The following is a 26,449-nucleotide window of genomic DNA, read 5'->3' as shown; positions in this document are numbered from 1 at the left end:
GAAATCCGAATTATATCTATATTTCCCACATCTTAAAACAAAAGGTACCTACTATGGAAATGACATTTGCAATGATCAAGCCCAACGCCGTCAAGTCCGGCCTCATTGGGCGCATTATCGACCGTTACATCGCTGCAGGCCTCTCCGTCTGCGCCGTGAAGATGCACCAGATGACCTCTGCCGATGCTCGCGGTTTCTACGCCGAACACGTGGAAAAGCCGTTCTTCCCGGAACTCGAAGCCTACATGACCAAGGGCCCGTCCGTGATGCTCGCCCTCGGCGGCGAAAATGCCATTGCCAAGGTTCGCGCTATCAACGGTGCAACCAATCCGGCCAAGGCGGAACCCGGTACCCTCCGCTACGATTTTGCCCCTTCCATGACCGAAAACGTCGTGCACAGCTCCGACAGTCCTGAATCCGCCAAGCGCGAACTGGACTTCTGGTTCAAGGAAGACGAACGCTACGCTTACGAAATGCCGAACCTCAAGGCTTGCTGCGTCCTCTAAGTTTAAAACAAAAACCCCTCAAGGAGACACAACTCAATGCAATGGATCATCAAGTATCTTACCTCCTCCATCGGTAAGAAGCAGATCATGGGATGCACGGGTGCGGCACTCGCCCTGTTCATCTTCGGCCACATGTGTGGTAACTTCCAACTCCTGAACTTTGACCAGGCTTCGGCCCAGGCGTCTTACAATGCCTACACCGAGTTCCTGACCGGGTTCAATCCGCTCCACTTCCCGATTAAGATGATCTATCTCGTCGAACTCGGCCTGGTGGCTTGCTTCGCTCTCCATATCTTCCTCGCGGTTACGCTGAAGATCGAGAACAAGAAGGCTCGCGGTGGAATCGACTACGAAGTCAACGCTCGCAAGGGCAAGAAGACTTTCGCGACCTTCACCATGATCTGGTCCGGCCTCTTCATCCTCGGCTTCCTCATCCAGCACCTCATGATGCTCAAGTTCGGCGAACACTACCTGTACCTGAACGACAAGGGCGAAATCGTCCGCGACATGTGGCTCACCACTATCGACATGTTCGCCAACCCCTTCTGGGCTGTGTTCTACGTGATCAGCATGTTCGTTATCGGCATGCACCTGTTCCACGCCATTTCTTCTGCGTTCCAGACCATGGGTATCGCACACCAGAAGTGGACCCCGATTATCGATGTCTGCGGCATCATCTACAGTGTTGTCGTTGCTGCCGGTTTCGGTATCACCGCTATCGCCGCCTTCTACCTCGCTAACCAGCCCGAAACGGAAGCCCTGCGCACCAAGTCTCATGAACTCCAGCAGCAGTATGAACAGCAGAAGGCCAAGGAAGCCGCCAAGACTTCTTTCGTGATTCCTTCTGTCGGCACCGTCGAAGTTTCTTTTAACGCTTAATTTTAAGGAGCCCACTAATGATTCTTGATTCTAAAATCCCCGGTGGTTCCATCGAAGAAAAGTGGACCAAGCACAAGTTCGAACTCAAGCTCGTGAACCCCGCCAACAAGCGTAAGTTCACGGTGATCGTGGTTGGTACTGGCCTTGCCGGTGCTTCTGCCGCTGCATCCCTCGCCGAACTTGGTTACAACGTAAAGTCTTTCTGCATCCAGGATAGCCCCCGTCGCGCACACTCCATTGCTGCCCAGGGTGGTATCAACGCTGCCAAGAACTACAAGAACGACGGCGACTCCGTTTACCGTCTGTTCTACGATACCGTGAAGGGCGGTGACTTCCGCGCTCGCGAAGCCAACGTGCACCGCTTGGCCGAAAACTCGAACCTCATCATCGACCAGTGCGTCGCCCAGGGTGTTCCGTTCGGTCGTGAATACGGCGGCCTCCTCGACAACCGCTCCTTCGGCGGTACGCAGGTTTCCCGTACGTTCTACGCCCGCGGTCAGACGGGTCAGCAGCTCTTGCTCGGTGCCTACCAGGCTCTCATGCGCCAGGTTGCCGCCGGTAAGGTGGAGATGTTCCCCCGCCGCGAAATGATGGACCTCGTCGTGATCGACGGCAAGGCTCGCGGTATCATCGTCCGTAACCTTATCACTGGCGAACTCGAAAGCCACGTGGGTGACGCTGTGTGCCTCTGCACCGGTGGTTACGGTAACGTCTACTACCTTTCTACCAACGCCCAGGGTTCCAACGTGACGGCTGCTTTCCGTGCCTACAAGCGCGGCGCCCTGTTCGCTAACCCCTGCTACACGCAGATTCACCCGACTTGCATTCCTCGCCACGGCGACCTGCAGTCGAAGCTCACCTTGATGAGCGAATCTCTCCGTAACGACGGCCGTATTTGGGTTCCGCGCAAGGCGGGCGACACCCGCAGCCCGGACCAGATCCCTGAAGAAGACCGTTACTACTACCTCGAAGAAAAGTACCCGAGCTTCGGTAACCTCGTTCCGCGTGACGTGGCTTCCCGTAACGCCAAGCAGGTTTGCGACGCAGGTCTCGGCGTGGGTTCCACCAAGCAGGCCGTGTACCTCGACTTCGCCGACGCTATCCAGCGTATGGGCGTTGCAGGCGTGTCTGCCAAGTACGGCAACCTCTTCCAGATGTACGAAAAGATTACCGACGAAGACCCGTACAAGGTCCCGATGCGTATCTTCCCGGCCATCCACTACACCATGGGCGGCCTCTGGGTGGACTACGATCTGATGTCCACGATTCCGGGCTGCTTCGTTCTCGGTGAAGCCAACTTCTCCGACCACGGTGCAAACCGCCTCGGCGCTTCTGCTCTTATGCAGGGCCTCTCCGACGGTTACTTCGTCATTCCGTTCACCATCGGCGGTTACTTCGCGGGCACCAAGCTCGAGAAGGTTTCCGAATCCGATGCCGCGTTCGAAGACTGCAAGAAGCAGACCGAAGAACGCATCCACAAGCTCCTCTCCATCAAGGGTCACCGCACGGTCAACGATATCCATCGTGAACTCGGTAATATCATGTGGGAATACGTGGGCATGGCCCGTAACGAAGCCGGCCTGAAGACCGCCCTCGAGAAGATTCCGGCCCTCCGTGCCGAATTCTGGGAAAACGTCAACGTGCTCGGCTCCGAAGGTTCCTTCAACCAGAACCTCGAACGTGCCGGCCGCGTGGCAGACTTCCTCGAATTCGCCGAAGTCCTCACTCTCGACGCCCTGCACCGCAAGGAATCTTGCGGCGGCCACTTCCGCGAAGAAAGCCAGACTCCGGAAGGCGAAGCCAAGCGCGACGACGAGAACTTCTGCTACGTGGGTGCCTGGGAATACAAGGGCGACGGTGTCGCACCGGAACTTTCCAAGGAACCTCTTACCTTTGATAACGTCCACCTCGCTACTAGGAGCTACAAATAATGAGCGGACTGAATTTGACTTTGAAGATTTGGCGTCAGAAGGATGCCAAGACCAAGGGACAGTTCGAAACTGTCAAGATCAACGATGTTTCTCCGGACATGTCCTTCTTGGAAATGCTCGACATCGTGAACGAAGAACAGATGAAGCAGGGCAAGGAAGGCTTCGCCTTCGACCACGACTGCCGCGAAGGTATCTGTGGTATGTGCTCCCTCGTCATCAACGGTATGCCGCACGGCCCTGACCATGCGACCACCACTTGCCAGCTTCACATGCGCAAGTTCAAGGATGGCGACACCATCGTGATCGAACCGTGGCGCGCCGCCGCATTCCCGGTTATCCGTGACTGCGCCGTGGACCGTACCGCATTCGACCGCATCATCGCTGCCGGCGGTTTCGTTTCCGTCAACACCGGTGCCGCTCCTGAAGCATCCACGATTCCGGTTCCCAAGGCTGATGCCGACCGCGCCTTCGACGCTGCCGCCTGTATCGGTTGCGGTGCCTGCGTGGCCGCCTGTAAGAACGCATCCGCAATGCTCTTCGTATCTGCCAAGGTTTCTCACCTCAGCTTCTTGCCGCAGGGCAAGGTCGAGGCGAAGAAGCGCGTGCTCGCCATGGTCGCCCAGATGGACAAGGAAGGCTTCGGCAACTGCACGAACCTTTACGAATGCCAGGCCGCCTGCCCGAAGGGTATCACCGTGGATTACATCGCCAAGATGAACCGCGAATACCTCGGCGCAACCGTGACCTACGCCGAAAAGGTGTACGGAAAGGATTAAGAGGTGTGAGGTATGAGGTCGGTCGCTTCGCTCCCTTTGAGGTGTGGGGCTTCAGGCCTTTGAGCATGTCATCCTGAGCGAAGAGGCGTAGCCTCGGAGTCGAAGGATCCAGACCAACATTATAAAAAGGACCGCAGCGATGCGGCCCTTTTTGCGTAGTATAACGATTCTGCTTATTGCTGTTGAGAACAATTCTCATACTGCTTTATAGGGAGTTCGCAAGTGTTCGCATAAGACAGCTTCGTTCTTTTTATTGTCCCATTTGCCGGAATCCCAAAGATCGTCCATGTCTTTTTCAACCCTCTTGGCAAAGACATCCATCAGGGCAACACGAATTTCTTCCAAAGACTCAGAATCCTTGGCGAAAGAGAACATCTTTAGAAGATGTAGCTGTGTCGGGTTCAGAACTTCCATATAAACCTCCCTCATAATATACATTATTCAAAATTGATATGCCAACCCAATTCGCCTTGAAACTCCTGTTTTGGTGAAAAAAAATAAAAAGCGAATCATTCAGGCGTTAAATAAAAGGGCTGCTTGATTATCCGTATTCACTAGAATGCGGCCCTTTTTCTATATTTCTCTTGTAAATCAAAAAGAGGACTTCAAGATGAAAAAGCTTTTAGCGATGTTTGCGGCGGTTGCATGTGCCGCGGTTCTTTCTGCCTGCAACGACCAGAAGGCGGAATCCAAGACTCAGGCCGATGAATCCCTGAACAAGGTGAAGGCGGCGGGCGTGTTTGTGCTCGGCCTCGACGATTCTTTTCCGCCGATGGGTTTCCGCGACAAGGACAACAACATCGTGGGTTTCGATATTGACCTCGCCACCGAAGTTTGTGCGCGCCTGGGCGTGAAGCTCAAGACGCAGCCGATTTCTTGGGACGCGAAGGAACAGGAACTGAACACCGGCAAGATTGACTGCATCTGGAACGGCATGAGCGTGGACAGTGCCCGCGCGAAGGCGATGAACCTGAGCGATCCGTATCTCAAGAACCGCATGATTTTCACGGTGAAGGACAAGGCTCTTGCAAATCTCGCTGCCCTCGCCGGCAAGAAGATTGCCGTGCAGAACGGCTCTACCGCCCAGAAGCTCCTGGATGCCTCCGAAGCGGGCAAGGCCGCCAAGGAAATCGTTCCGTTTGACGACAACCAGACGGCGCTCATGGATTTGGACAAGGGCGGCGTGGATGCTGTGTTCCTGGACGAAATCGTGGCCAAGTACTGGATTGTGACGAATGGGAAGGACTACACGGTGCTCGAGGAAGGCCTCTCCGACGAAGTCTATGCCGTGGGTTTCCGCAAGAAGGACCAGGCCCTGCGTGATGCCGTGAATTCTACCTTGGCCGCCATGAAGGCCGACGGCAAGTTCGACGAAATCTCTGCCAAGTGGTTCGGCAAGTAACGGCCGGCGCGCGGTTCCATGTCTGACCTGAGCAATTTGCTTCCTATCCTTTGGGGCGGCTTCTGCACGACGCTCGCCATTTTCGGGTTTACGCTCCTGTTCTCGATTCCGCTGGGCCTGCTCATTGCGGTCCTCAAGATGAGCAAGTGGCGCGTGGTGCGTTACCCGGTGTCGTTCTACATCTCGGTGATGCGCGGCACTCCGCTACTCCTCCAGATTGTGGCGATTTATTTCGGCTCCTACTACCTGAGCGAATATGCGGGCGTGGATTTTTCCTTTGACCGCTTCCCGGCGGTGATTGTGGCGTTTTCGATAAACTATGCGGCGTACTTTGCCGAGATTTTCCGCGGGGGCATCCAGTCCATACCCAAGGGGCAGTACGAGGCGGCCTACATGCTGGGCATGACCCGCACGCAGACGTTCTTCCGCATCATCCTCCCGCAGGTGGTAAAGCGCGTGGTGCCCGCGAGCGCCAACGAAGTCATCACGCTGGTGAAGGACACTTCCCTTGCGCAGGTGATTGCGGTGACGGAACTTTTTGCGTTGGCCAAGAAACAGCAGGCCGCCTATGCGAGCATTTACCCGCTGTTCGTGGCGGGTGTATTCTACTATGTGGCGAACCTTTTGCTGAGCGTGCTTTTCGCCTACGTGGAACGCAAGCTCAATTACTATAAGTGAGGCGTGGAATGGAAAACGTGAATGAATCTGCGCCAATCCTCAAGGTAGAACACGTCAAGAAGTCCTTTGGCGACTTGCATGTGCTCAAGGATATCTCGTTTGACTTGAAGGCGGGCGAGGTACTCTCGATTATCGGGCCCAGCGGTTCCGGCAAGAGTACGCTGTTGCGTTGCCTTACACAACTCGAAACGGTTGACGGCGGCCTGGTGCAGGTCGACGGCAAGGACATGGTGGTGCCGAATGATTCGGCGAAGGGCCCGGCAGTCAAGTATGCGCCGGCGAAAACGCTCCGCGATATTCGACTTTCTACGGGGCTCGTGTTCCAGAACTTCAACTTGTTCCCGCACTTGACGGTGCTTCAGAATATCTGCCTCGCTCCGGTGCGCGTGCTGGGGGACGAACGCAAGGATGCCCGCGCTATGGGGCGGTTCCTGCTCAAGCGTATGGGCCTCGAGGGCAAGGAAAACTCTTATCCCTGTGAACTCAGCGGTGGCCAGCAGCAGCGCGTGTCCATTGCCCGCGCTCTCGCGATGAACCCGAAGATTCTTTTCTTTGACGAACCCACCTCTGCGCTGGACCCGGAACTGACCGGCGAAGTGCTCAAGATTATCAAGAAACTTGCCGAAGACAAGATGACCATGGTCATCGTGACCCACGAGATGGCTTTTGCCCGCGATGTGGCTGACAAGGTCATCTTCATGGACGGTGGGATCATCGTGGAGCAGGGAACCCCCGACCACGTGTTCCGCAAATCGGGCAACGAGCGCCTGGCTCAGTTCCTGAGCAGATTCACGAAGGCTTGATTTTTTGCACCGTCAGGTGCCCACGCGAATTTTACTTAGGAATAAGGACTCTGCCGTCTGAACAGTAAAGGGATGTGAATGAACCTTCCATATAGAGGTGGTTCATGTCGCAGGTCTCGGTAATCTCGCTGATTTTCTGGCGCACCTCGTTCCAGGCTTCTATGGTGGCATCTTCGCGCTTGCCCAGGTTGTCCTGCAGGTCCTTTGCGATTAGTGCCTGTTCTACGATTTGCTTTTCGCAGTCGGTATAGCCTTCGTTCGTGAATTTCTCTGTGTCGAATACCGGGTCGCAGTCGTCGGAATAGTCATAGGGGTCTTCACCGCCGTATGCGCAGGCGATGGTCTGTATGGCAATGGAAGAAAGGAGCAGCTGCGCCCAGTACTTGCGGATAAACCTGAACGGATTGCCGCTTCTTGCGCCATTCCCCCAGAATATGGAACACGCGAAAACGCTGATTTTCCTGAGTAGCTTTCTCATGACACTTTCCTCGATCTCTATGGGAAAAATACAATAAATACAGAAAAAAAGATGAGTCTTATCGAAAATAGTTTATATTTAAAGCAGGAGAAGATATGAAAGCCGTTCGAATTTGCATTTTTGCGCTGCTGTTTGCATCATTCGCCTTCGCAGAAGGTGCTGCTCAAGACAAATCGCATTATTTGGGCGGGCGTTTTGCCTTCGGGATTGACTATGTGTGGGATAACGCTCCGGTAAGAGGCACGTTCGGCTTGGCAAAAGACGGTGTCGGGGAGGCTGCGTTGGGTAATTTTGGGGGAATGGAAATTGCAATCGGCGCTTCGTACATGTATCGGCTGAACGGCTTTGTCGGGTTTGTAGGCGAGGCGGAATTTAGTATGGCCTGGTTCCGGCTGGACGAAGATGTTTATGGCATCCCGCCCGAAGACCCCTATGGTGACCAGATGAATTTCGGGTTGTATGTGTATAGATTTGCATTCCCGGTCTTGGTTCGGGTCGTACCGATATCAAAGTTCTATCTTGAGGCTGGCACCCAGTTTAACCTGAATGTTGATGGTGATATCGCTTCAATCGAAGATGATGGTGATGAATCCTTTGACTTCGACGTGGAGCCGTTCGGCTGGTCTCTTGTTGTCGGTGGTGGATTTAATATCGGCTGGGATTGTTTCCTTGGAATGCGCTTTGTCATGGACATGACCCGCATCGAAAAGGAGGGAATTGTCGAAATGACAAAGGGGGCCGCTTACCGAGAAGCGTCCCCCATGAAACTATGGAGCCTACAATTTAGTTTTACGGGCTATTTCCTGTAGGCGTCACCAGGCGTTTGCCGTGGTTACCTGTACTGTGTGCTCCAGCGGCGCTTGAAGCGCGGCTCGTCCAGCACCTTCGCCCAGATGAATCCCTTGCGCACGTCGGCAAGGCTCCTTGTGGAAACGAGCGGGGCACGGCGCGGCTTCGGAGCGGTTCCGTCTTCTGTGTCGCTTGAGGTTTCCGTGGCGGTAAATGCAGCGGCACTTTCCCTTGCAGATTTTGCACGGCCTTCAAGGCTGTTCAGCTTGCGCTGGCGTTCCAGTTCCTGTTGGCGCGCCTGTTCCGTTTCGGCGTCTGCGGCAGAATCCTGCAATCTGGTGGGTTCTTCCGCATTTTGCTGCGGCGTCACGTGCCTTTCGTGCGAAAGCAGGTTGTCCAGTTCGTCCATGTCGTGCACGAGCACGTCGTGTTCGCCGTCTTCCATGTCGCGCCCGATGATGCGGTATTTCTGCAGGTCGTTTAACGCAGAGATTGCATCGCCTTCGCTCAGGTTGAATTCTTCCATCAGGAATTCTGCATCGACAACGTCCATTTCGATGACCGCTTCTGCAATATCGCGGAATGTCACCGGCATGTTCGGGTCGCGATGCCTTTGCACGGGGGGAGTGGGCGGTTCGATATTGCCCTGTGCGGCTTCCCGCTGGGCATTCTCGAACTGCTGGATAAGATCCTGCAGGGAACGCGGGGGCTGAACTTGCTGCTCCTGCGCTTCTTCCTCAGAATCTTCCGCATATTCGTTATCGTAATCGCTGGGTCTGGAGGGCGGCAGTTGCTTCTGCTCCCTGGCCTTCTTGACCTTGTTCTCGATAATCGCGATGACGGCTGCGATGGCTAGGAATATTAGGGTTTCCATATTGCCCTACGGTTGCTTACTTGGCCTCGGGAGCGTTGCCGATTTCCTTCCTCATCTGGGTGTCGGCTTCGATGTTCTTCAGGTTGTAGTAGTCCATCACGCCGAGCTTGCCGTCGCGGAGTGCGGTTGCCATGGCCATCGGGATTTGGGCTTCGGCTTCCACGAGTTTCGCCTTCATTTCCATCACCTTGGCCTTCATTTCCTGTTCGGCGGCGAAAGCCATGGCGCGGCGTTCTTCTGCCTTTGCCTGTGCAATCTTCTTGTCGGCTTCGGCACGGTCAGTTTCGAGGATAGCGCCGATGTTCTGGCCCACGTCCACGTCGGCGATGTCGATGGAGAGAATTTCGAATGCGGTTCCGGCATCGAGGCCAGAGGCGAGCACCTTCTTGGAAATCATGTTCGGGTTCTCAAGCACTTCCTTGTGGCTTACCGCAGAACCGATGGAAGACACGATGCCTTCGCCAACGCGGGCGATAACCGTTTCTTCGCCGGCACCACCGACGAGCTTCTGGATGCTGGCGCGCACGGTAATACGGGTAATGGCGTGCAGCTGGATACCGTCGAGGGCAACGGCGGAAACCTTCGGGGTCGTGATGACCTTCGGGTTCACGGACATCTGCACGGCTTCGAGCACGTTACGGCCGGCGAGGTCGATGGCTGCGGCTTCCTTGAAGTCGAGCTTGATGTTTGCCTTGTTGGCGGCAATCAGGGCCTGAATCACGCGGAGCACGTTACCGCGGCTAAGGTAGTGGGCTTCGAGCAGGTTCGTATCGACCGGGAGGCCGGCCTTGCAGCTGAGGATTCGGGCTTCAACAATCACCTGCGGGGGCACCTTACGCAGACGCATACCGATGAGCTGGAAAATGCTCACGTTCGCCCTGGAGAACAAGGCCTGGAGCCAGAGGCTGAAGAACTTGCCGATAAAGGCGAGGAGGATGATGACGGCAATCGCCGCGATGATGATTCCAACGATAAGGAGTGTATCCATTGTTTGTCTCCGGTGTTATTTTTTTCAAATTCTACTAAAATTTTTAGGCGTTCTCGTCCAGAACGACCCAGATATGGCCTTCCTGCACGGATTCGACCTTCACGCGGGTGTTCGCCTCGATGATTTCGCCGTGGGTCTGCACGTCAAAGAGCTTGGTGCTGCCGTCGGGCATGGTAAAGCTGGCTTGGCCCACGGGGCGCAGGAACGTCTTTGCTGTACCGATGTCGCCCACATGCACTTCCTGCACGGATTCCGTGGGGGAGGCGGCGGTTTCCAGGTCCGTCTTGAGCATGGGCGTCCAGCCTTCAGGCAAAAGCGGAATCAGGTACTTGCTCGCGGCAATCGGGAACACGAGCGCGACGCCCGCACAGCACAGCATGTAGAGCAATCCCAGTAGCCATGGGGTCGCATCGAACGTCGTCTCGACAGCGTCGGGGACGTATTCCGGAAGTTCTGCGGGCGAGAACGACATCGCAAGCGCAATTATCATGCAGATGATGCCGCCGATGCCGAACAGGAATGTTCCGGGCATCACGAATATTTCCACAAGGAAGAGGATTACACCCGCGACGAGCAGGATGGCTGGTATGTAGCCGTCGAGCTGCGGGGCGAACTGCCCGAGGAATACGATGCCGATGAGGATGATGCCGATGATACCGAAGAGCCCGAAGCCCGGGGTCTTGAATTCGATGTAGAGCGCACCGAATCCGATGATGAGCAATATGCCCGAAATGGCGGCGATGGCGGCGGCGATGTCTTCGCCGAGCGTGGTCTCGACTTCACTGGCCTTCTCGATGGCAAGCGTCGTCTCGAATTCGTTACGGTCCTTGAACGTGCCCTTCGAAAATCCGAGTTCCTCGGCTTCCTTGTCAGTCATGGTCAGGAGTTCGCCCTTCTTTACGAGAATCTTCGGGGCGCCCCAGAACTTCTTGTCGGCGCTGTCGAGGACAGCGTATTTCTGGCCTTCGATGATGAGCGTTGTGTCGCGTTCCGTCTTCTTGCCCTTGTCGAGCTTGGCGGTGAGTTCAAGCACTTCGAGTTCCGGAGTTACGAATGCGGAACTCAGCAGTTCGGGGTAGCCGTTGCGCTGGGCGAGGTTCCTGAACTTTGCGCGGAGCGGGGACTGTATTTTTTCGCCGACGATTTGCGGGGTGCCGTCGCCGCCCTGCACAATGGGCGCGCAGTCACCGATGGTCGTGGCTTCGAGCATGTAGAGCTTTTTGCAGGCGAGAGCGATGAGGCTGCCCGCGCTGATGGCCTTCTTCTTCACGAGGGCGATGGTCTCGGGACCCTTGACCGCCATGATGGTATCGACCAGGTCGAAGGCGGCATCGAGCCTGCCGCCGAAGGTATTGATTTCGAATACGATGTAGTCCGGGTTTTCCTTGAGGGCGTCGGCGATGGCGCGTGCGCAGAAATCGTACATGGAGGGTTCCACGTCGCCTTCGAGCTTAATCCAGACGGCGCGCTTCTTATTGGCTGTCATTCTGGAGGGAGCAGAGCGACCGATAGAATCCACGGCACCGGAAACGTCGGTTGCTGCGGTTTTGTTGGCGTCGACTGTCGTGACGGCGGAGTCGCCTGTGGCGGTAAGGTCGTTGAGCTTGTCGAAACGACTGACGGAGGAATCCTGCGCTGTGTTGGCGAAGGAGAATGCAACAAACAGCAGGAGTGCGGATAAAATTCTAGATAACATCTTCATGTCCATAATGTATAAAAAAGAATTGCCAAAAGAACAATTCTCGTTAGGAGAATCGTTCGTACAATGCATCGCGCTCGACCGGGGTAAGGCCTTCGCCTGCAATAAGCGACTTCATGCGCTCGGGGCTCATGCCCACGGGGACGGTGGCTCCGGCGGCGTGCGTGATTTTTTCCTCGATAATCGTGCCGTCCAGGTCGGAGGCTCCGGCGTGTAGCGCTTTCATCGCGGTCTCTATGCCCATCTGTATCCAGTAGGCCTTGATATGCGGGAAGTTGTCCAAAAAGAGCCTTGCGACGGCGACCGTGCGCAAAATGTCTTCTTCGCTTGTGATGTTCGGGACAATCTTGTGCAGCGCATTGTGTTCCGGGTGATACACGAGCGGGATGAACGCGAAGAATCCGGGTGCTTCGTCCTGCAGGTCGCGCAGCATGCGCATGTGGGCGATGCGGTCCTCGGGCTTCTCAATGTGCCCAAACAGCATGGTGGCATTTGTCGGGATGCCAATCCTGTGTGCGGCGCGGTGCACGTCGAGCCATTCCTCGCCGGTTTCCTTGCCGGGGCAAATCTGGTCGCGCACGCTCTGCACGAGTATTTCCGCGCCTCCGCCGGGGAGGGCATCCAGGCCCGCTTCCTTGAGCGTGGTCATGATTTGCAGGGGCGTCTGGCCCGAGATTTTCGCGAAGTGGCAAATCTCTACCGCGGTAAAAGCCTTCAGGTTCACTTTCGGGAATTCAACGCGCAGTTTGCGCAACATCTCGATGTAGTAATCGAAGGGATGGTCCGGGTGGAGCCCGCCTACGATGTGCAGTTCCCGCGCGCCTCCGGCAATCGCTTCTGCGGCCTTGTTCCGGATGGTGCCGTAGTCCCAGTCGTATGCGGTAGGGCTATCCTTCTTGATTTTCGAGAAGGCGCAGAACTTGCAGTGCAGTACGCACACGTTGGTGTAGTTGATCTGGCGGTTGTTTACCCAGTACACGGATTTCCCGTGCAGGCGTTCCTTCTCGGTGTTTGCGCGTGCGCAGAGTTCGTCGAGCTGCGCATTTAAAAACAGGTCTAAAGCTTCGGATTCGCTAAGTCGCGGCATTTTATACAAACTATTTATCGCGCGTTGGCCACACGTATTACTTAAACTCTTCGCACCACTTGGGTACGATTTCGGTTGCCTTGCCCTGCACGAATACGTCGGTATCCGGGTCGTGTGCGGGAATTTCGAGGTTAAGGCATGTCACTTTCGCGCCAAAACGCTTGGCAAAGTTCTTGAAACCGGCGGCGGGGTACACGACGCTGCTCGTGCCAATGTACACGAACTCGTCGCATTCACGCAGCGCGTCCTGGATCATTTCCATGTAGAGCGGGACTTCCTCGAAGAACACGATATCGGGGCGAGTACCTGCGCCGCAGAACGGGCACTTGGTCTCGAGCGTTTCTTCACCCTTGAACATGAATTCGTGGTCGGGGTGGTTCATGCAGCGGAGTTTCATCAGGTCGCCGTGCATGTGCAAAACGCGCTTGCTGCCCGCACGTTCGTGAAGGTCGTCTACGTTCTGGGTCACCAGCAGAAAACGGTCGCCCAGGCGCTTTTCGAGTTCGGCGAGGGCAATGTGGGCTGCGTTCGGCTTGTGTTCGGGGAGCCCCTTGCGCAAGAAGTTGTAGAAGTCCATGACGCGCTTCGGGTCACGACGCAAAGCGCCGGGCGTGCAGACGTCCTCGATATTCTCGTGTTCCCACATCCCGTCGTTTCCGCGGAAGGTGCGGAGTCCGGATTCTGCGCTAATTCCTGCGCCCGTCAGTACAACCAGTTTCTTTTCCATGTTTTTCAATATAGCAAATTCTAAAAAAATGGGGTCGCCCTATGCGAGCGACATAAAGAACAGCGTCTCGGCGACAATGCCTGCCTCGAAATCGGGCAGGTAAAGGCTCTCGTTCTCGCCGTGGGCCGCACATTCGGGGTCCTCGAGGCCGGTGAGCAGTATGGGAATGTCGCCGAAGGTCTTGCGGAAGAGTTCTGCACCCGGGATGCTTGCCCCGCAGCCGATGAACTTGGTATCGTTCTTGTAGGCTTGCGCCATTGCTTCGCTCATCTTCTTGAAGAAGGGGTGCTGCGTGTCGGTGACGAACGGGTTTGCTCCGTCCTCGATTTCGGCGGTAAATTCGAGCCCGTTCGGGACCTGAGCCTTCAAAAAGTCCATGAGCATTTGTGAACAGCGGTCCGCGTTCATGCCGGGCGCAAGCCTGATTCCGATGCGGGCGTAGGCGCAGTCCTGGAGCACGTTTCCCGCGCTCGATCGGTTGCCCGACTCCATCGCGGTCACTACGATGGATGGCCTGCGCCAGAGCGATTCGAGAATTTCCCCTTCGGGGACGGTGAGGCTTACTTTGTCCAAAACGCCGCTCTCGCTGCGGAACGTCTTTTCGCTGTAGCCGAGACTGCGGTACGATTCCAGTTCCTCGGGCGTAGGCGGTACGAGGCCGTCCTCGAAATGCGGGATGGCGATGTTCCCGCGCTCGTCGGTCAGCGATGCTATCATGCGGCAGAGTGCCTGCGCGGGGTCGGGAATCGGGCCTGACCAGCTGCCGGAATGGAGCGGCGTCTTGGTGCTGCGGAGGGTGATGTTCACCGCGCTCATCCCGCGGAGTGTCGTTGTGATGGAGGGTGTCCCCTTCGCGAAGTTCCCGAGGTCGGCCACAATCACCGCGTCGCACTTCAGGAGTTTCGCGTGCTCGCGCAATATTTCTGCGAAGCCCGCGCTTCCGGATTCTTCTTCGCCCTCGATAATGAACTTGAGGTTCGGTCCCTTGTCGCCGAGCATTTCGCGTACCTGCTTGAATGCCGCAAGGTGCGTGATTATGCCCGCCTTGTCGTCGGCGGTGCCGCGCCCGTAGATGCGGTCGCCGCGAATCTCGGGCTCGAACGGAGCGCTGTTCCACAGCGCCTCACGCATGGTGGGTTGCACGTCGTGGTGCGCGTAGAGTAAAACCGTGGGTTTGTCGGGGCTCGTGAGGCTCTCCGCATATACGGTCGCCCTCCCGCTTGGCGGCAGCAAGAACTGCACATTCTTGAGCCCCGCCTCCTCGAACATCGCCTTTACGGCTTCCGCGCTCTGTTGCACGAATTTTTGGTCAAAGTTGTCAAAACTGATGGATGGAATGCGCACAAGGCGCTTGAGGGCCTCGATATAGCCGTCGAAATTTGCATGAGTAGTCTTTTCTACGTTCAAAAGCACTTTTGTTACCTCTTTTTTTTGTAATTTAAATAATATGGCGAATGATTGCATCAACCACGAATATTATTTGCGTTTTAGCGACAAGGTTCTTGCGCTTATCCGTAAGATTTTCCACAAGTCTCCGGAGTTCAGGCACGACTCGTTCAAGCACGTCGCACGTTTTGCTCCGTTTATCCCCTTCATGGGAGGCCGCCCAGATCTTTCAAAGCCGCTCCGTCGTGTAATTACGTTTTCGGACCGCAGCAATTCGCTTTACCTCGGGTGCCCTATCATCCTGGCCGCCGGTGCGAACAAGACGGCAGAACGCATCCGCGACTATGCGAACGTGGGCTTTGGCGGCATTACGGTCGGTACTGCCACTCGCCATTTCCGCGAGGGCAACACCCATAGGCCGCGCATTGGCTTTTTGGAAGAAGACCGCGCTATCCACAACAGCATGGGCCTCAACAACGAGGGTGTCGAGGTTATCGCACGCCGCGTAGATGCACAGCTTGTGAAGGCGCACAAGGCCGGACTCTGCGTGGGCATTTCCGTTGCGGAGACTCCGGGCCTTTCGGACCCTGAAGAAAAACTGAAGGATATCGTCGAGAGTTTCACGATTGCCTACCGTGCGGCGGACTACATCGAGATTAACGTGAGTTGCCCCAATACGGGCGAGTCGCGCGTCGACTTGGACATGAGTTTCTCGGAACGCATCTTTATCGAAATCATGAACGTGCGGAATTCCCAGACGCTCAGGAAGGCGGTGTACGCGAAGCTTAGCCCCGACCTTTCGGAACGTCACCTGATTTCCATCATGGATATGCTTGTCCGGACCGGCGTGAACGGTGTGGTCGTTGGCAATACTTACCCGACGGCGAAGATGAGAGAACTCCCGATGAACGCGAAGTACGAGGACTTGACCCCGCTCCGTGCCGATGGTGACTGCGGCGGTATGTCGGGCAGGCCCCTGTTCGATAACATGGTTTGGAACGTGAAGTACATCCGCGAGCATTACCCGCAGATGAGCGTTATTGCGTGCGGCGGCATTGACCACGGCTACAAGATTTACGACCTCATCAAGCTCGGTGTCGACGCGGTGCAGTGCTACTCCGTGGTGGCCTTCCGCTGGATGGCCGCACATGCCATGCGCAACGAACTTTACGATGCCTTGCTGAACGACGGCTACAAGTCGCTTGGCGAATACGATGACCGTAATCCCAAGAAGCCGATGGTCCGCTCTGTTTAGTTTGTCTGGATGATGTTCCGTTCTCTTACTTTGCTGGTGGTTCTGTTTGTCGCGGGCGCGTGCCTGGCCGATGACTTTATGGGGCTACCCATAGAGGACCGCGCAAAGAAGGATGAACGCCCGCTGCCCTCGTTCCTGTTTGGCGGGGGAGCGTCGCTCGACTACTACCTCAAGACATTCGATGGCTCGGTGGGTGTCGATGCCGAATACAGGCTGCACAAGAATCATTCTCTCGGAGTTTTCGGGACGGTTCCGTTTGCTGCCGAATTCCTGGAGGCGGGCATTGACTGGCACTGGTATTTTCTGGGCTCGCTCATGCGCTCCGGTCACGACGACTTCCTCAAGTTTGCGGTATCGGGCTTCTACCTCGATCACGAGGACGGCTCGCATTTTTCGCCGGTGGTGTCGTTCGGGTATGGCCGTGACATCCTCTTTTTTGAAAAGGGCTCGATTGCAGGGAGGCTTGAATTCTTTGGCAGCTACGTGATTGGCGAGCCTGTCGAGAAGGAAAACGAGCACTTGCCGATTGTGGAACCGGTAAGGTTCTTCCTTTACCTGAAATTTTCTGTACTGTTCTTTTAGAGGCTAGACTATGCGATTTATTTTATCTGCATTTATGCTGGTTTTGCTTGCTACGGTTCCCTCGTTTGCGGGTCCGTGGCTCGGGCTTATTTTCAAGAAGACTGAATTTGAGAACCACCTGGCACTCGACGTGAAGGGCGTGCATCCCGGTTCGGGCTGTATGGCCGCGGGCATTGTCGCGGGTGACAAGGTTATCGGCTTTGCGGGTAAGCCGCTTGCCGTCATGTCGCAGATAACCTCCGTCATTTCCGGTTCCAAGACGGGCGCTACCGTTGCGGTCGAAATCCTGCGCGACGGCAAGAAGAAAAAACTCAAGGTAAAGCTCACCGACCGCCCCGATGACATCAGCAGCCTCACGGGTTCTGCCATCGGGAGCAAGATGGCGGAATTCGGCAAGAACTTCTACCAGAATGCCGACAGGCGGAAAGATAAACCGAAGGCGACATTGCTCGATTTCTGGGCCACATGGTGCGGCCCCTGCAGGCAGACGCTCCCGATTCTCGAGAACCTCTACAACAAGCTCGGCAACCAGGGGCTGGAAGTTATCGGCCTTGCAGACGAAGCGCTCCCGACGCTCAACGCCTTCTACGAGAGGCAGCACCGCTCGCCGTACCCGCTCTACCGCGACGCAAAGAAAGAAATGTGGATGCGTTACGGGATTCGCGCCGTACCGACGCTCATGCTGCTCGATAGCGAGGGCTACATCAAGGGCGTGTGGAGCGGCGTGCCCAACGCGAAGGCGCTCGAACAGATTGTTGTCGAGACGATGAGCGGCAAGTAGGCCGCGCGCGATAAACGATAAACGACAAACGATAAGCAATAAACAACAAACAATAAAAAAACTGCAAACGAAAAAGCCGCTTTAAAGCGGCTTTAAACTTTTTGCGGGTAATCCGGAATTACTGGATTGCGGGCTTGGAGAGCGTCGCGAAGATCTTGTCGTATTCTTCTTTAGTGATGCGCTTGTAGCCGGTAGTGATGTCCGCGAACAGGTAGTATGCGGAATCGCCCTTCACCGTCATGGAGTAGTCCATATCAACGTTGTTCTTGCCGCGGAGAGCGCCATCTACGACCTTTGCGGTGAGGTCGCCGTAGATGTTGCGGATAATGAAGTCTTCGCCGTTCTCGGTAAGGACTTCAAAGATTGTGTTCGCGTCGCTCTGCCAGTAGCCGATATAGGATTCCGTACCGGTCTTTTGACCGCAGGCGGTGAACATCAGGGGGAGAATGGAAACGGTAATGAGGGCGAGAATCTTTTTCATGCCATTAAAATAGTATTTTTGTGTGCGGAAAAATGCAATTTTTTGTTAAACATTTGTATTTAATTGCGCCTATTCTTGCCATTGCGGCTGTGGTGGGCGGGTACTTCTTTTTGAATTCAAGAATACAGCCGGTCCAGCATGTCGAAATCAAGCACGAGGAAATCGTTTTTGATGCAGAAGAATACCTGCGCAGCCTGAAGGCGAAAAACAAGCCGTTCAACCAGCAGGGTGTGCACCTGCTTTTGCTTAAGAGAACCCGCCAGAAGGAGGGCGTGTATCTTGAAAGCCTGCTCCCTGCGATGGATAGCGCCGGAATCGAGGTGGTGCATTGCTTCCATAAGGTAATGGGCGATGACTACGTGCCCGTGATTACGAGCGGGAACGACTACCCGTACCATGCGAAGAACTCGAAGCACTACATGAATGCCGCGCTAGATTTTCGGATAGTTAACCTGCCGATGAACAGGCGCCGCGAGCTGGTCGAAATGGCCCAGTTGCGTCTGGGGTACCGCTTCCGCGTGCTGTGGGAAAAGGGCGAAGCCGAACACCTGCATGTAGAACTTTTAGAATAGTGTGGAATGTGGGATGTGGAATGAGAAATGACTTAAACGATACTTGATGCTTTAGCACCTTAGTAGAGTTATCCTCTACGAGAAAAATACACATTACACATTACACACTTCACACTGCGGCGCAGCCGCCTACTTGCAACATCTAAAGCCGACACTCGGGTACTGGTTCTGCGGATAGAAGCTGAACTTGCTGTCGGTGCACTTGCTTTCGTTGTTCGTGTTCCAGGCACCGCCTGCCACGAGGAACATGTTCGGGTGGTCCTTGCTCTTGGTCGAGGTCCATTCCCACAGGTTTCCGTTCATGTCGTACATGCCGAACCAGCTGCGGCACTGTTCCTTGCGCCCACTGCGTTTCATGGCCTTGGTGTTCGTGTTGCACTTGTTCTGCTTGTAGCCGTCACCGTACGAGAAACGCGTCTTGTCCTTGCCGCGGCATGCTGCCTGCCATTCGTCGATGCTGCAGAGGTGCTTGCCTGCCTGTTCGCACAGGCTTGCCGCCTGCTCCTGGCTCACCATGTCGCGCGGAGTGGCGTCGGCTTCGTTCGGGTATTCGTAAGCGTCCACGCAAACGGTCTTCCCGCCAACAGGCACGGGGTAGGCGTTCTTGCCGCACACGTTGTCCGATGCCATGTCGTATTTTGCTTCTTCCCACTTGGTGCGGTTCCCGACGGAATCTTCCGCAAAGTAGAATACGCTACCCGTCTTGTTGTATTCCACGGCCTTGCCCGCCTCTACGGGGTTCAGCGTGTCACCGATAGAAAGGAACGTCTTGCACTTGATTTCGTCGCACTTGACCTTCAACTTGATGGGGTTGTAGTAGCGGCCGCTCGGCGGTACGATTTCGGCGGAGGGCGGAGTCTGGTCTGCGGCGCGGATGCTGTCCTGCACGCGTTTCTTTTCGAGCGAATCGAGGCGTGCCTTCTCAACTTTTGCGAGGCTGTCGGCGACTGCCGCGAGCGAATCGTTGCGGGCCTTGTCGGCGGCTGCGACGCTGTCGCGAACGTGTTTGATGCTGTCACGCACGTGGCGCAGGCTATCCTTGTTTATTTCGGGCTTGAGCGAGGCGAGCGAATCGGCGACGCGCATGGAATCTGCGACTCTAGCACTGTCTGCAAGGCGTAAACTGTCGGCGATGCGTGCAGCTTCTGCATTCGCGAGACTGTCGGCCTTTGCCTGCTCGAGCCTGCGAAGGCTATCGAGAATGTGCTTCTGGCGCGCTTCCAGTTCTGTTTCCTGAGCCTTCTGCTGTGCTTCCTGCTTGATCTTGTCAAGCTGGCACTGCACAATGAAAAGGCAGACGAGCAGAAGGAACATGATGACCAGTACGGCGATGTTCTTCTTCTTTCTCTTGCTCGCGTTCTTGCTTTCTTGCGTATTTTCGTTGTTCTCGTTCATATTGCCGTAGTTCTAAAAAAGTTTATTGTTAGTTGTCTTCTACGTCGACCTTCTCCGGTACAACGACCTGTTCGCGGAAGAGTTCTGCCCAGTGGCGCTTGATTTCGGCTTCAAGTTCCTTGATGGAAAGCTTGCGGCGCAGGCTGTTGCGGTAGGCGATGGAAATGCCGCCAGTCTCTTCGGAAACGACAATCACCATGGCATCGCATTCTGCGGCGAGTGCCTTTGCGGCGCGGTGACGCATGCCGTAGCCCGCATCGCCTTCGGCGTTACCCGTGGGCATGGGGAGGATGCAGCCTGCGGCAACGATGCTGTGGCTGTTCAGGAGCACTGCGCCGTCGTGGAGGGCGGAATTTGGGAAGAACAGGGCCCTCAGCAGGCGAGAACTGATTCGGGCGTTCAGGATTTCACCGGTTTCTTCGTAGTTGCGCAGGCCCACGCGCTTTTCGAGCACGATGAGCGCACCCACATGATTCTTGGCGAGGTCCTGCACTGCAGACGTAATGGATTCGGTAACTTCGTCGAGACCGCTGGAATGGAAGAACAGTTGCCGTATGTCCGCGCGGCTTATGGTTTGGCCTATGCGGGTAAGGGCGCTTCGGATTTCGGGCTGGAAAAGAATCACTAGCGCGATGATGCCGATTCCGGTAAGGTTACTGAGAATCCACGAGATGCTCCGCAGTTCCCACCACTGCGCGATGAGCCAGGCGACAATCAGCAAAAGGCCACCCACGATCATCTGCACGGCGCGCGTGCCGCGGAACAGCAGGAACACGTAGTAAAGGAGAATGGAAATCAGGAGGACATCCAGGATGTCGGCCATTCTCACGTCGATGACGTCAAAAAGTTTAAACAGTACCATGGGTCTTCAGCGCCTCCAGGTAAAGTATAGATTCTTTTGTCTCGCGCACGTCGTGAACGCGGAGTACGGATGCACCCCCGAGGACTGCGATAATGCCCGCGGTGATGGTGGGGATGAGTCTGTCGCTCTTTTCGAGGCCCGCAATCTTCCCGATATAGGACTTTCGGGATGTGCCCACAAGGATGGGGTAGCCTTCCGCGAGGAATTCCTCGGTGGATTTCATCAGGTCGATATTGTCCTGTGCTGTCTTCCCGAATCCGATGCCGGGGTCGATGCAGATTCTGGACTTCTCGACGCCCGCCTTGATGAGGGCTTCCGCGCGCGATACCAGTTCTTCGCGCACTTCCGTGACCACGTTCGCATAGGGCTTGAAATCCTGCTGCATGTTCCCGAAGGTCCCGCGCATGTGGTTGAGTACCACGCTTGCGCCGGTACTTGCGACGACTCCCGCCATTTCGGGGTCCATCGCGCAGGCGCTGATGTCGTTTATGATGTGCGCACCGAGTTTCATGCATTCGCGCGCGACACGTGACTTTACGGTATCGACCGAGATGTAGAACTCGCGGGAACCCGGATTCTCCAGGTCGCCCGAAATGTTTGCAAGCTGGGCGAGCGCCTCCACTACGGGGCACACGCGGTCCATTTCTTCCTGCTCGCTTACGGGGGCGCTACCGAGCCTGCTGCTTTCGCCGCCGATATCGAGAATGTCCGCGCCCTGCTGCAGGAGCGATACCGCATGCTCGTATGCCGCCTCGGGCGAGTTGTGCTTGCCGCCGTCAAAGAAACTGTCCGGAGTCACGTTCACGATTCCCATCACGAGAGGCGCGGAACAGGGGATGACCTTGTTCCCGACTTTCCAGGGGAGGGCGCGACTTTGTTCCAGGACAGGCTTCAGCATCTACGAGTTTTCCTGTTCGTGCGGTTCGACTGTAGTTGAATGTGCTTCGCCGTCGCTCACTGACGGCGTAACGGTTGGTGAGCCTGCCGAACCACCGCCAGCGGGGGCGGGCTTGATTTCAGCAACGGGCGCATCGGCGACCGGGGCTACCGGCGGCTGCTTGCCCGGGTCGGGCGGGGGAGTCTCTTCGCGCTTCTTCTTTTCGGCCATCTCTTCGAGAGCCTGGTACTGGCGGCTCTTCTTGGTGCCGGTGAGCTTTTCGCCCGCCATGACCTTGTCGATTTCTTCGCGGTCGAGAACTTCGAACTCGAACAGCGCTTCGGCGAGGTCCACGAGTTTGTCCTTGTGTTCTTCGATGAGCTTGCGTGCGGCTGCATCCAGACGCTTGATGAGGCTGTTGACCGCGTTGTCGATCTTCTCGGCCATCATCTCGGACATTTCCTTCGGTTTGCTTATTTCGCGGCCCAGGAAGACTTCACCGTCGGTGCGGCTGTAGCATACCGGCCCGATTTCGTCGTCGAAGCCCCATTCCGTGACCATCTTGCGTGCAAGTTCGGTGGCGCGCTGGATGTCGTTGCTTGCACCCGTGCTCTGGTGGTTGAAGAATATGAGTTCTGCAAGGCGGCCCGACATCATAATCATGATGCGTTCTTCGGCGTACTCGCGGCTGTAGCTCACCTGGTCGCGTTCCGGGAGGCTCATCGTGACGCCGAGAGCGCGGCCGCGCGGGATAATCGTAATCTTGTGGAGCGGGTCGCTGTGCTTGCACAGGAGCGTCATGAGGGCGTGGCCCGCTTCGTGGTAGGCGGTGTGGCGCTTCTCTTCGTCGGTCATCAGGAGCGTGCGGCGCTCGGCACCCATGCTGAGCTTGTCGCGAGCTTCCTCGAAGTCGAGCATCGTTACCTTCTTGTTGTTGAACCGTGCGGCCAGGAGGGCCGCTTCGTTCACGAGGTTCTCGAGGTCGGCACCGGCGAGGCCCGGTGTTCCCTTCGCGATGGCACTCACGTCCACGTCCTTATCGAGCGGGACCATTCTCTTCTTCAGATGCACCTTCAGGATTTCTTCGCGTCCCTTGAGGTCGGGGAGTCCCACCACGATCTGGCGGTCGAAGCGTCCCGGACGGAGCAGCGCCTTGTCGAGCACGTCGGGGCGGTTTGTTGCCGCAATCAGGATGACGCCTTCGTTTGCAGCGAAGCCGTCCATCTCCACGAGAAGCTGGTTCAGAGTCTGTTCGCGTTCATCGTGCCCGCCACCGAGGCCTGCGCCACGCTGGCGACCCACTGCATCGATTTCGTCGATAAACAGGATGCACGGGGCGTTCTTCTTGCCGGTCTCGAACAGGTCGCGCACGCGGCTTGCGCCCACGCCCACGAACATTTCCACGAAGTCCGAACCCGACATGCTGAAGAACGGCACTCCCGCTTCGCCCGCGACTGCGCGTGCGAGGAGAGTCTTGCCGGTACCCGGAGGCCCGACGAGAAGTGCCCCCTTCGGGATTCGTCCACCGAGCGCATCGTATTTTTTCGGGTCCTTCAGGAACTCCACGAGTTCCTGCAAGTCCTGCTTGGCCTCGTCGCAACCCGCCACGTCGTTGAACGTGGTCTTCTTCTTCGGGTCGTTACCGATAATCTTTGCCTGGCTCTTGCCAAAGCTGAACGGGTTTTTGCCGCCACCGCCCATCTGGCGGCTCGTCATTATCCAGAAGAACGCAATGAGGATAATGACCGGGAGGAATGCCATGATGGTGTCTATCCACGTAGTCGATTCGTGGATGACCTTCACCTTCACGCCCTTGAACATTTCCCATGCGGTAATCTGCTCGTTAGAGATTTCGAGCATGTGGCTTGTGAAGTGGCGGGTGTCGCCTGCATTGTCGGAACGCGTAAAGCGCGCGATGGGGCTCTTGTTCTTGGCGGCTTCAGCAATCTCTTCGGGGGTAAGCTTGTAGGCTCCCTCGATGATGATGCCGTCGGGGGTCTTCTGGAGCGAAAGTTCGGTAATGACCTTGGTGGAGTCTCCCATCATGGCCAAAAATTCGGTGCGTGTCAGGTTCTGTTCCTTGTCCTGCCCGGTAAGCGGGAACATCACGAACAGCATGACAAGCATAATAAGAACGATGATAAAGTTCCGATTCTTGAACGGGGAGGCGGGCTTCTTGATTTGGCTCATTATAATCCTTTATATATTCACTCGCAAGATACAAATTTCTGGGCTTCTTCGGGGGTGCAAAACTCGCAAATCTTGATGGTATGGCCGATTTTGGCGACGGAACGCTTGCGGTATGCCGCCCGGTGCGGAATTTTGACGTGAGCGGGCTCTTTTGGGCCGTAGAAGAACCCGATGGGGAAGCGGAACCCTTGTTCTGCAACCCACAGGCGGAACATCTCCGAAAGGTCTGCATCTGCATGCTCCCGCAAGATCTTGTTGAGCTTTTTCTTGTCCAGCGTGATTGTGTGAGTGTCATCCTGAGCGAAGCGTAGCGGAGTCGAAGGATCTTGCTTAACCAAGATCGAGTCGAAAACTGCCTCGCCCTTGGCAATCACCTTCGCATAAGCCCTGTCTGCAAGCTCCGCAATCCGGCAAAGTTGTGCCTTTGCGCCGGGGCATTCCCGTTCCAGCAGGGGCAACAGATCGTGCCGTACCTTGTTGCGTGCGAATTTCACGTCGGCATTGCTCTCGTCTTCGCACCAGGTGAGGTTGTTCTCGCGGGCGTAGGCGAGCAGTTCCTTGCGAGTCACGTTCAGGAAAGGACGGTAGATGAATTTTGATTGATGATTGATGATGAGAAGTGAGGCCTGTTGCGTCACACCGCAGCGCGAAGCGCAAGTGTGTCCAATAGAGTCTAACGCCCGCAGCGGTTGGATTCCCCGCAATCCGGCGAGTGTTGTTCCGCGGCGGAGGCGCATGTACATCGTTTCGGCCTGGTCGCCCGCATGGTGCGCGGTTACGATGACGTCCTTATTGTCATCCCCGCGCAGGCGGGGATCTTCTGTCTCGTTGAATACTTCCACCAGCGCTTTGTACCTTGCATCCCGTGCTTTTTCTTCGAGCGAACCCTCGGCATTCTTTAGCTCAACTCCATCCAGTTTCTTCAAGAAAAACGGAACGTTGTGCTTGCGAGCGAAAGCCTCCACAAATGCGGCATCGCGGTCCGCCGTTCCTTCGCGTAGCCCGTGATGCACATGAGCAATCCCTAGCCATTCAATTCCAAGTGCATCGCGGTTCTCGATAAAATAATGAGCTAAGCAAATAGAATCCAAACCGCCCGAAACTGCAAGCAGCAGGCGCTTGAAACCATGACGGCGAATATTTTGCGTTAAATCAAGACTCAATCAAATAGACTCTCTAGGCAGGCGTTGAATTCTTTTTGGTTGCCTTTTGCGTAAGATGAAACATATCCATCGAAATCGTCAATTTGAAGATAGGGAAGATATTCTTCGGAACAGTACTTTATGGGATTTTGATTGCTTACTCCCGAGAAGGAGCATTTTTTATTGCCGGATGAAATGGTTATTTTTCCAGTAAAGTCTTCTCTGTTGGTAACGGACATGTTGATTTCTTCAATGGTGAACGAACCCTTGTCTTTTACCGTCACGACGACTTTGGCTCCAGATGAATCGATGGAGATTCCGTTTTCTGCATATTTCGTGGCACGTTGTGCGGCGCTCATTTCATCGTAAGGCCCGAGTTCTGTGTGCGAGATCTTTTCGATAAGTTCAAATACTTCGTAGTTATAATCGATGGGATACGTTAGGCTGTTATAAATGGTGTCTCTTGATATGAGATAGGAATATTTTTGAGTGCAGCTGGTATAGTCATCATTTAGGTTGTAATAGCAAAGGCTTTCCCATTCGCTTTCGAGGTTTGTATTCTTTCCGTAATAGGTCTCCTTTGCGCTGGGCTCTTCATAAGAACCCGCAAGGACTTTGTCTAAATCCACATGGTAAAGGGTGAGAGTGTCGTTGGCGATTTCGTAGAAATAGGCGTTATCAGAGGTATCTGCCTTTAAGGTGAATGTGCCATTTTTGTAAATGCATCTTGGCTGTGTTGTATAAAAATAGGGCTTGCCGTTTAGTTCACCGAATGTTGGAATTTGTTTTATGACAATCTTGTTGTCGCCGATATCAGAAATGCTTTGATTATATGAAGATGACGAAGGCGGCTCATTTTCTGTACTAGAGGAACTGGCTTCTTGAATGCTAGACGATGATACAGCCTTGTCGCTAGAGGAACTGGCTTCTTGAACGCTTGAAGAAGAATTCTGATTTTCCTTTTTTTCAGAAGACGAACTAACGATTTCCTCGTCCGAAGAGGATTCGATAGCAACTTCTTCTGAAGAAGATGAAAGTTCGTTGTCATTTGCCGACGATGAATTGTCGTCGCCACAGGCGACCATCAGCAGCGCGGAGAACAGAATGCAGTATGCTTTTTTCATGAAAAAATCCTTTGTATGTCCTAAAAATAATTTATATTTGCCCCTTAAGGAGGCCCCTATGGCTAAAAACAGAGCGAAAGCGGCGGGCAAGGTTGCCGATGCCGCAACAGAAAGCGCAAGAATGCGAGCGCTACGCATAGACGGCTCCCAGAACGGAGCCACGTTACGGACAAGGGTTGTCCGCG

Annotated in this window: 27 protein-coding genes; 12 read left to right on the top strand and 15 right to left on the bottom strand. The window is 55.3% G+C overall.

The annotated features are described in order from the left end of the window. The first annotated feature begins 53 nt into the window (after positions 1-53). From ndk to BUA44_RS08975, 4 genes are read left to right on the top strand one after another with little or no spacing between them, the layout of a single operon-like run. Entirely contained in the window at positions 54-506 is a 453-nt protein-coding gene (ndk, locus tag BUA44_RS08990; RefSeq protein WP_072811014.1) for a nucleoside-diphosphate kinase, read from the top strand. Between the two features lie 36 nt (positions 507-542). Beyond that, positions 543-1,385 (top strand): succinate dehydrogenase cytochrome b subunit, encoded by an 843-nt coding sequence (locus BUA44_RS08985; RefSeq protein ID WP_072811011.1) that lies wholly within the window; start codon positions 543-545, stop codon positions 1,383-1,385. Between the two features lie 17 nt (positions 1,386-1,402). Continuing rightward, the gene (locus BUA44_RS08980; RefSeq protein ID WP_072811009.1) at positions 1,403-3,316 is read left to right on the top strand and encodes a fumarate reductase/succinate dehydrogenase flavoprotein subunit; all 1,914 of its coding nucleotides are present in this window, start codon (positions 1,403-1,405) and stop codon (positions 3,314-3,316) included. Then, positions 3,316-4,092, top strand: coding sequence for a succinate dehydrogenase/fumarate reductase iron-sulfur subunit (locus BUA44_RS08975; RefSeq protein ID WP_072811006.1), 777 nt, complete (start codon positions 3,316-3,318; stop codon positions 4,090-4,092). Before BUA44_RS08980 ends, BUA44_RS08975 begins: the two co-directional genes overlap by 1 nt. A 195-nt stretch (positions 4,093-4,287) precedes the next feature. Here the strand turns inward: BUA44_RS08975 and BUA44_RS08970 are convergent, their stop codons facing one another. Continuing rightward, positions 4,288-4,506, bottom strand: a complete 219-nt coding sequence (locus BUA44_RS08970) for a hypothetical protein (RefSeq protein ID WP_072811069.1) — start codon at positions 4,504-4,506, stop codon at positions 4,288-4,290. A gap of 196 nt (positions 4,507-4,702) precedes the next feature. On the opposite strand from BUA44_RS08970, the gene BUA44_RS08965 reads away from it, so the two are divergent. From BUA44_RS08965 to BUA44_RS08955, 3 genes are read left to right on the top strand one after another with little or no spacing between them, the layout of a single operon-like run. Further along, positions 4,703-5,494, top strand: coding sequence for an amino acid ABC transporter substrate-binding protein (locus BUA44_RS08965; RefSeq protein ID WP_072811067.1), 792 nt, complete (start codon positions 4,703-4,705; stop codon positions 5,492-5,494). An 18-nt stretch (positions 5,495-5,512) separates the two neighbouring features. After that, complete coding sequence (locus BUA44_RS08960) at positions 5,513-6,172, top strand: amino acid ABC transporter permease (RefSeq protein ID WP_072811003.1); 660 nt, start codon at positions 5,513-5,515, stop codon at positions 6,170-6,172. 8 nt (positions 6,173-6,180) lie between these two features. Then, entirely contained in the window at positions 6,181-6,975 is a 795-nt protein-coding gene (locus tag BUA44_RS08955; protein WP_072811000.1) for an amino acid ABC transporter ATP-binding protein, read from the top strand. 31 nt (positions 6,976-7,006) lie between these two features. On the opposite strand, the gene BUA44_RS08950 is transcribed toward BUA44_RS08955, so the two are convergent. After that, positions 7,007-7,453, bottom strand: coding sequence for a hypothetical protein (locus BUA44_RS08950; protein ID WP_072810998.1), 447 nt, complete (start codon positions 7,451-7,453; stop codon positions 7,007-7,009). A 95-nt stretch (positions 7,454-7,548) separates the two neighbouring features. On the opposite strand from BUA44_RS08950, the gene BUA44_RS08945 reads away from it, so the two are divergent. Continuing rightward, positions 7,549-8,262, top strand: coding sequence for a porin family protein (locus BUA44_RS08945; protein ID WP_072810995.1), 714 nt, complete (start codon positions 7,549-7,551; stop codon positions 8,260-8,262). A 23-nt stretch (positions 8,263-8,285) separates the two neighbouring features. Here BUA44_RS08945 and BUA44_RS08940 read toward each other — a convergent pair whose 3' ends face one another. The 6 genes from BUA44_RS08940 to BUA44_RS08915 are packed head-to-tail and all read right to left on the bottom strand — an operon-like array spanning position 8,286 to position 15,030. Continuing rightward, on the bottom strand, positions 8,286-9,116 hold the full coding sequence (locus tag BUA44_RS08940) for a hypothetical protein (protein WP_072810993.1): 831 nt from the start codon (positions 9,114-9,116) through the stop codon (positions 8,286-8,288). A gap of 16 nt (positions 9,117-9,132) precedes the next feature. Further along, a complete protein-coding gene (gene floA / locus BUA44_RS08935) occupies positions 9,133-10,104 on the bottom strand; it encodes a flotillin-like protein FloA (protein WP_072810990.1) in 972 nt (323 codons plus the stop codon). Between the two features lie 43 nt (positions 10,105-10,147). After that, positions 10,148-11,806, bottom strand: a complete 1,659-nt coding sequence (locus tag BUA44_RS08930) for an NfeD family protein (RefSeq protein WP_255370503.1) — start codon at positions 11,804-11,806, stop codon at positions 10,148-10,150. A gap of 43 nt (positions 11,807-11,849) precedes the next feature. After that, complete coding sequence (gene mqnE, locus BUA44_RS08925; protein WP_072810987.1) at positions 11,850-12,890, bottom strand: aminofutalosine synthase MqnE; 1,041 nt, start codon at positions 12,888-12,890, stop codon at positions 11,850-11,852. Between the two features lie 37 nt (positions 12,891-12,927). Further along, positions 12,928-13,617, bottom strand: a complete 690-nt coding sequence (locus BUA44_RS08920; RefSeq protein WP_072810985.1) for an SIR2 family NAD-dependent protein deacylase — start codon at positions 13,615-13,617, stop codon at positions 12,928-12,930. A gap of 39 nt (positions 13,618-13,656) precedes the next feature. Further along, positions 13,657-15,030, bottom strand: a complete 1,374-nt coding sequence (locus tag BUA44_RS08915) for a M20/M25/M40 family metallo-hydrolase (RefSeq protein WP_072810983.1) — start codon at positions 15,028-15,030, stop codon at positions 13,657-13,659. Between the two features lie 34 nt (positions 15,031-15,064). On the opposite strand from BUA44_RS08915, the gene BUA44_RS08910 reads away from it, so the two are divergent. Genes BUA44_RS08910 through BUA44_RS08900 form a run of 3 tightly spaced genes read left to right on the top strand, consistent with a single transcriptional unit; the run spans position 15,065 to position 17,621 of the window. Then, positions 15,065-16,258, top strand: a complete 1,194-nt coding sequence (locus tag BUA44_RS08910) for a beta/alpha barrel domain-containing protein (protein ID WP_072810982.1) — start codon at positions 15,065-15,067, stop codon at positions 16,256-16,258. 9 nt (positions 16,259-16,267) lie between these two features. Further along, the gene (locus BUA44_RS08905; RefSeq protein ID WP_072810980.1) at positions 16,268-16,840 is read left to right on the top strand and encodes a hypothetical protein; all 573 of its coding nucleotides are present in this window, start codon (positions 16,268-16,270) and stop codon (positions 16,838-16,840) included. 34 nt (positions 16,841-16,874) lie between these two features. After that, positions 16,875-17,621 carry a redoxin domain-containing protein gene (locus tag BUA44_RS08900; protein ID WP_255370502.1) on the top strand — a complete coding sequence of 249 codons (747 nt, stop codon included), beginning with the start codon at positions 16,875-16,877 and terminating at the stop codon, positions 17,619-17,621. Between the two features lie 118 nt (positions 17,622-17,739). On the opposite strand, the gene BUA44_RS08895 is transcribed toward BUA44_RS08900, so the two are convergent. Further along, on the bottom strand, positions 17,740-18,102 hold the full coding sequence (locus tag BUA44_RS08895; protein WP_072810972.1) for a lipoprotein: 363 nt from the start codon (positions 18,100-18,102) through the stop codon (positions 17,740-17,742). A gap of 110 nt (positions 18,103-18,212) precedes the next feature. Here BUA44_RS08895 and BUA44_RS08890 point away from each other — a divergent pair, with 110 nt between their 5' ends. Next, positions 18,213-18,674, top strand: coding sequence for a hypothetical protein (locus BUA44_RS08890; protein WP_143151928.1), 462 nt, complete (start codon positions 18,213-18,215; stop codon positions 18,672-18,674). Between the two features lie 129 nt (positions 18,675-18,803). Here BUA44_RS08890 and BUA44_RS08885 read toward each other — a convergent pair whose 3' ends face one another. Genes BUA44_RS08885 through BUA44_RS08860 form a run of 6 tightly spaced genes read right to left on the bottom strand, consistent with a single transcriptional unit; the run spans position 18,804 to position 26,402 of the window. Beyond that, complete coding sequence (locus BUA44_RS08885) at positions 18,804-20,069, bottom strand: formylglycine-generating enzyme family protein (protein WP_072810964.1); 1,266 nt, start codon at positions 20,067-20,069, stop codon at positions 18,804-18,806. A 28-nt stretch (positions 20,070-20,097) separates the two neighbouring features. Continuing rightward, a complete protein-coding gene (gene cdaA, locus BUA44_RS08880; RefSeq protein ID WP_072810962.1) occupies positions 20,098-20,931 on the bottom strand; it encodes a diadenylate cyclase CdaA in 834 nt (277 codons plus the stop codon). After that, positions 20,918-21,829, bottom strand: coding sequence for a dihydropteroate synthase (gene folP, locus BUA44_RS08875; protein ID WP_072810959.1), 912 nt, complete (start codon positions 21,827-21,829; stop codon positions 20,918-20,920). The genes cdaA and folP overlap by 14 nt, the downstream gene beginning before the upstream one ends. Then, the gene (gene ftsH / locus BUA44_RS08870; RefSeq protein WP_083579549.1) at positions 21,830-23,998 is read right to left on the bottom strand and encodes an ATP-dependent zinc metalloprotease FtsH; all 2,169 of its coding nucleotides are present in this window, start codon (positions 23,996-23,998) and stop codon (positions 21,830-21,832) included. It abuts the gene before it with no gap. Between the two features lie 17 nt (positions 23,999-24,015). Next, positions 24,016-25,161, bottom strand: coding sequence for a tRNA lysidine(34) synthetase TilS (gene tilS / locus BUA44_RS08865; protein WP_072810957.1), 1,146 nt, complete (start codon positions 25,159-25,161; stop codon positions 24,016-24,018). After that, positions 25,158-26,402: a hypothetical protein gene (locus BUA44_RS08860; protein WP_143151927.1), complete on the bottom strand. Its 1,245-nt coding sequence runs from the start codon at positions 26,400-26,402 to the stop codon at positions 25,158-25,160. Before BUA44_RS08860 ends, tilS begins: the two co-directional genes overlap by 4 nt. Positions 26,403-26,449 lie beyond the last annotated feature (47 nt).

It is taken from the genome of Fibrobacter sp. UWR3 (assembly GCF_900143055.1).
Lineage (GTDB): Bacteria > Fibrobacterota > Fibrobacteria > Fibrobacterales > Fibrobacteraceae > Fibrobacter.
The sequence above is the reverse complement of the archived record's forward strand: the minus strand, read 5'-3'. Positions and strand labels throughout refer to the sequence as shown.

Coding starts and splice junctions, on each gene's coding strand:
- ndk (WP_072811014.1), top strand. CDS start 54: ATGGAAATGACATTTGCAATGATCAAGCCCAACGCCGTCAAGTCCGGC.
- BUA44_RS08985 (WP_072811011.1), top strand. CDS start 543: ATGCAATGGATCATCAAGTATCTTACCTCCTCCATCGGTAAGAAGCAG.
- BUA44_RS08980 (WP_072811009.1), top strand. CDS start 1,403: ATGATTCTTGATTCTAAAATCCCCGGTGGTTCCATCGAAGAAAAGTGG.
- BUA44_RS08975 (WP_072811006.1), top strand. CDS start 3,316: ATGAGCGGACTGAATTTGACTTTGAAGATTTGGCGTCAGAAGGATGCC.
- BUA44_RS08970 (WP_072811069.1), bottom strand. CDS start 4,506: ATGGAAGTTCTGAACCCGACACAGCTACATCTTCTAAAGATGTTCTCT.
- BUA44_RS08965 (WP_072811067.1), top strand. CDS start 4,703: ATGAAAAAGCTTTTAGCGATGTTTGCGGCGGTTGCATGTGCCGCGGTT.
- BUA44_RS08960 (WP_072811003.1), top strand. CDS start 5,513: ATGTCTGACCTGAGCAATTTGCTTCCTATCCTTTGGGGCGGCTTCTGC.
- BUA44_RS08955 (WP_072811000.1), top strand. CDS start 6,181: ATGGAAAACGTGAATGAATCTGCGCCAATCCTCAAGGTAGAACACGTC.
- BUA44_RS08950 (WP_072810998.1), bottom strand. CDS start 7,453: ATGAGAAAGCTACTCAGGAAAATCAGCGTTTTCGCGTGTTCCATATTC.
- BUA44_RS08945 (WP_072810995.1), top strand. CDS start 7,549: ATGAAAGCCGTTCGAATTTGCATTTTTGCGCTGCTGTTTGCATCATTC.
- BUA44_RS08940 (WP_072810993.1), bottom strand. CDS start 9,116: ATGGAAACCCTAATATTCCTAGCCATCGCAGCCGTCATCGCGATTATC.
- floA (WP_072810990.1), bottom strand. CDS start 10,104: ATGGATACACTCCTTATCGTTGGAATCATCATCGCGGCGATTGCCGTC.
- BUA44_RS08930 (WP_255370503.1), bottom strand. CDS start 11,806: ATGAAGATGTTATCTAGAATTTTATCCGCACTCCTGCTGTTTGTTGCA.
- mqnE (WP_072810987.1), bottom strand. CDS start 12,890: ATGCCGCGACTTAGCGAATCCGAAGCTTTAGACCTGTTTTTAAATGCG.
- BUA44_RS08920 (WP_072810985.1), bottom strand. CDS start 13,617: ATGGAAAAGAAACTGGTTGTACTGACGGGCGCAGGAATTAGCGCAGAA.
- BUA44_RS08910 (WP_072810982.1), top strand. CDS start 15,065: ATGGCGAATGATTGCATCAACCACGAATATTATTTGCGTTTTAGCGAC.
- BUA44_RS08905 (WP_072810980.1), top strand. CDS start 16,268: ATGATGTTCCGTTCTCTTACTTTGCTGGTGGTTCTGTTTGTCGCGGGC.
- BUA44_RS08900 (WP_255370502.1), top strand. CDS start 16,875: ATGCTGGTTTTGCTTGCTACGGTTCCCTCGTTTGCGGGTCCGTGGCTC.
- BUA44_RS08895 (WP_072810972.1), bottom strand. CDS start 18,102: ATGAAAAAGATTCTCGCCCTCATTACCGTTTCCATTCTCCCCCTGATG.
- BUA44_RS08885 (WP_072810964.1), bottom strand. CDS start 20,069: ATGAACGAGAACAACGAAAATACGCAAGAAAGCAAGAACGCGAGCAAG.
- cdaA (WP_072810962.1), bottom strand. CDS start 20,931: ATGGTACTGTTTAAACTTTTTGACGTCATCGACGTGAGAATGGCCGAC.
- folP (WP_072810959.1), bottom strand. CDS start 21,829: ATGCTGAAGCCTGTCCTGGAACAAAGTCGCGCCCTCCCCTGGAAAGTC.
- ftsH (WP_083579549.1), bottom strand. CDS start 23,998: ATGAGCCAAATCAAGAAGCCCGCCTCCCCGTTCAAGAATCGGAACTTT.
- BUA44_RS08860 (WP_143151927.1), bottom strand. CDS start 26,402: ATGCGTAGCGCTCGCATTCTTGCGCTTTCTGTTGCGGCATCGGCAACC.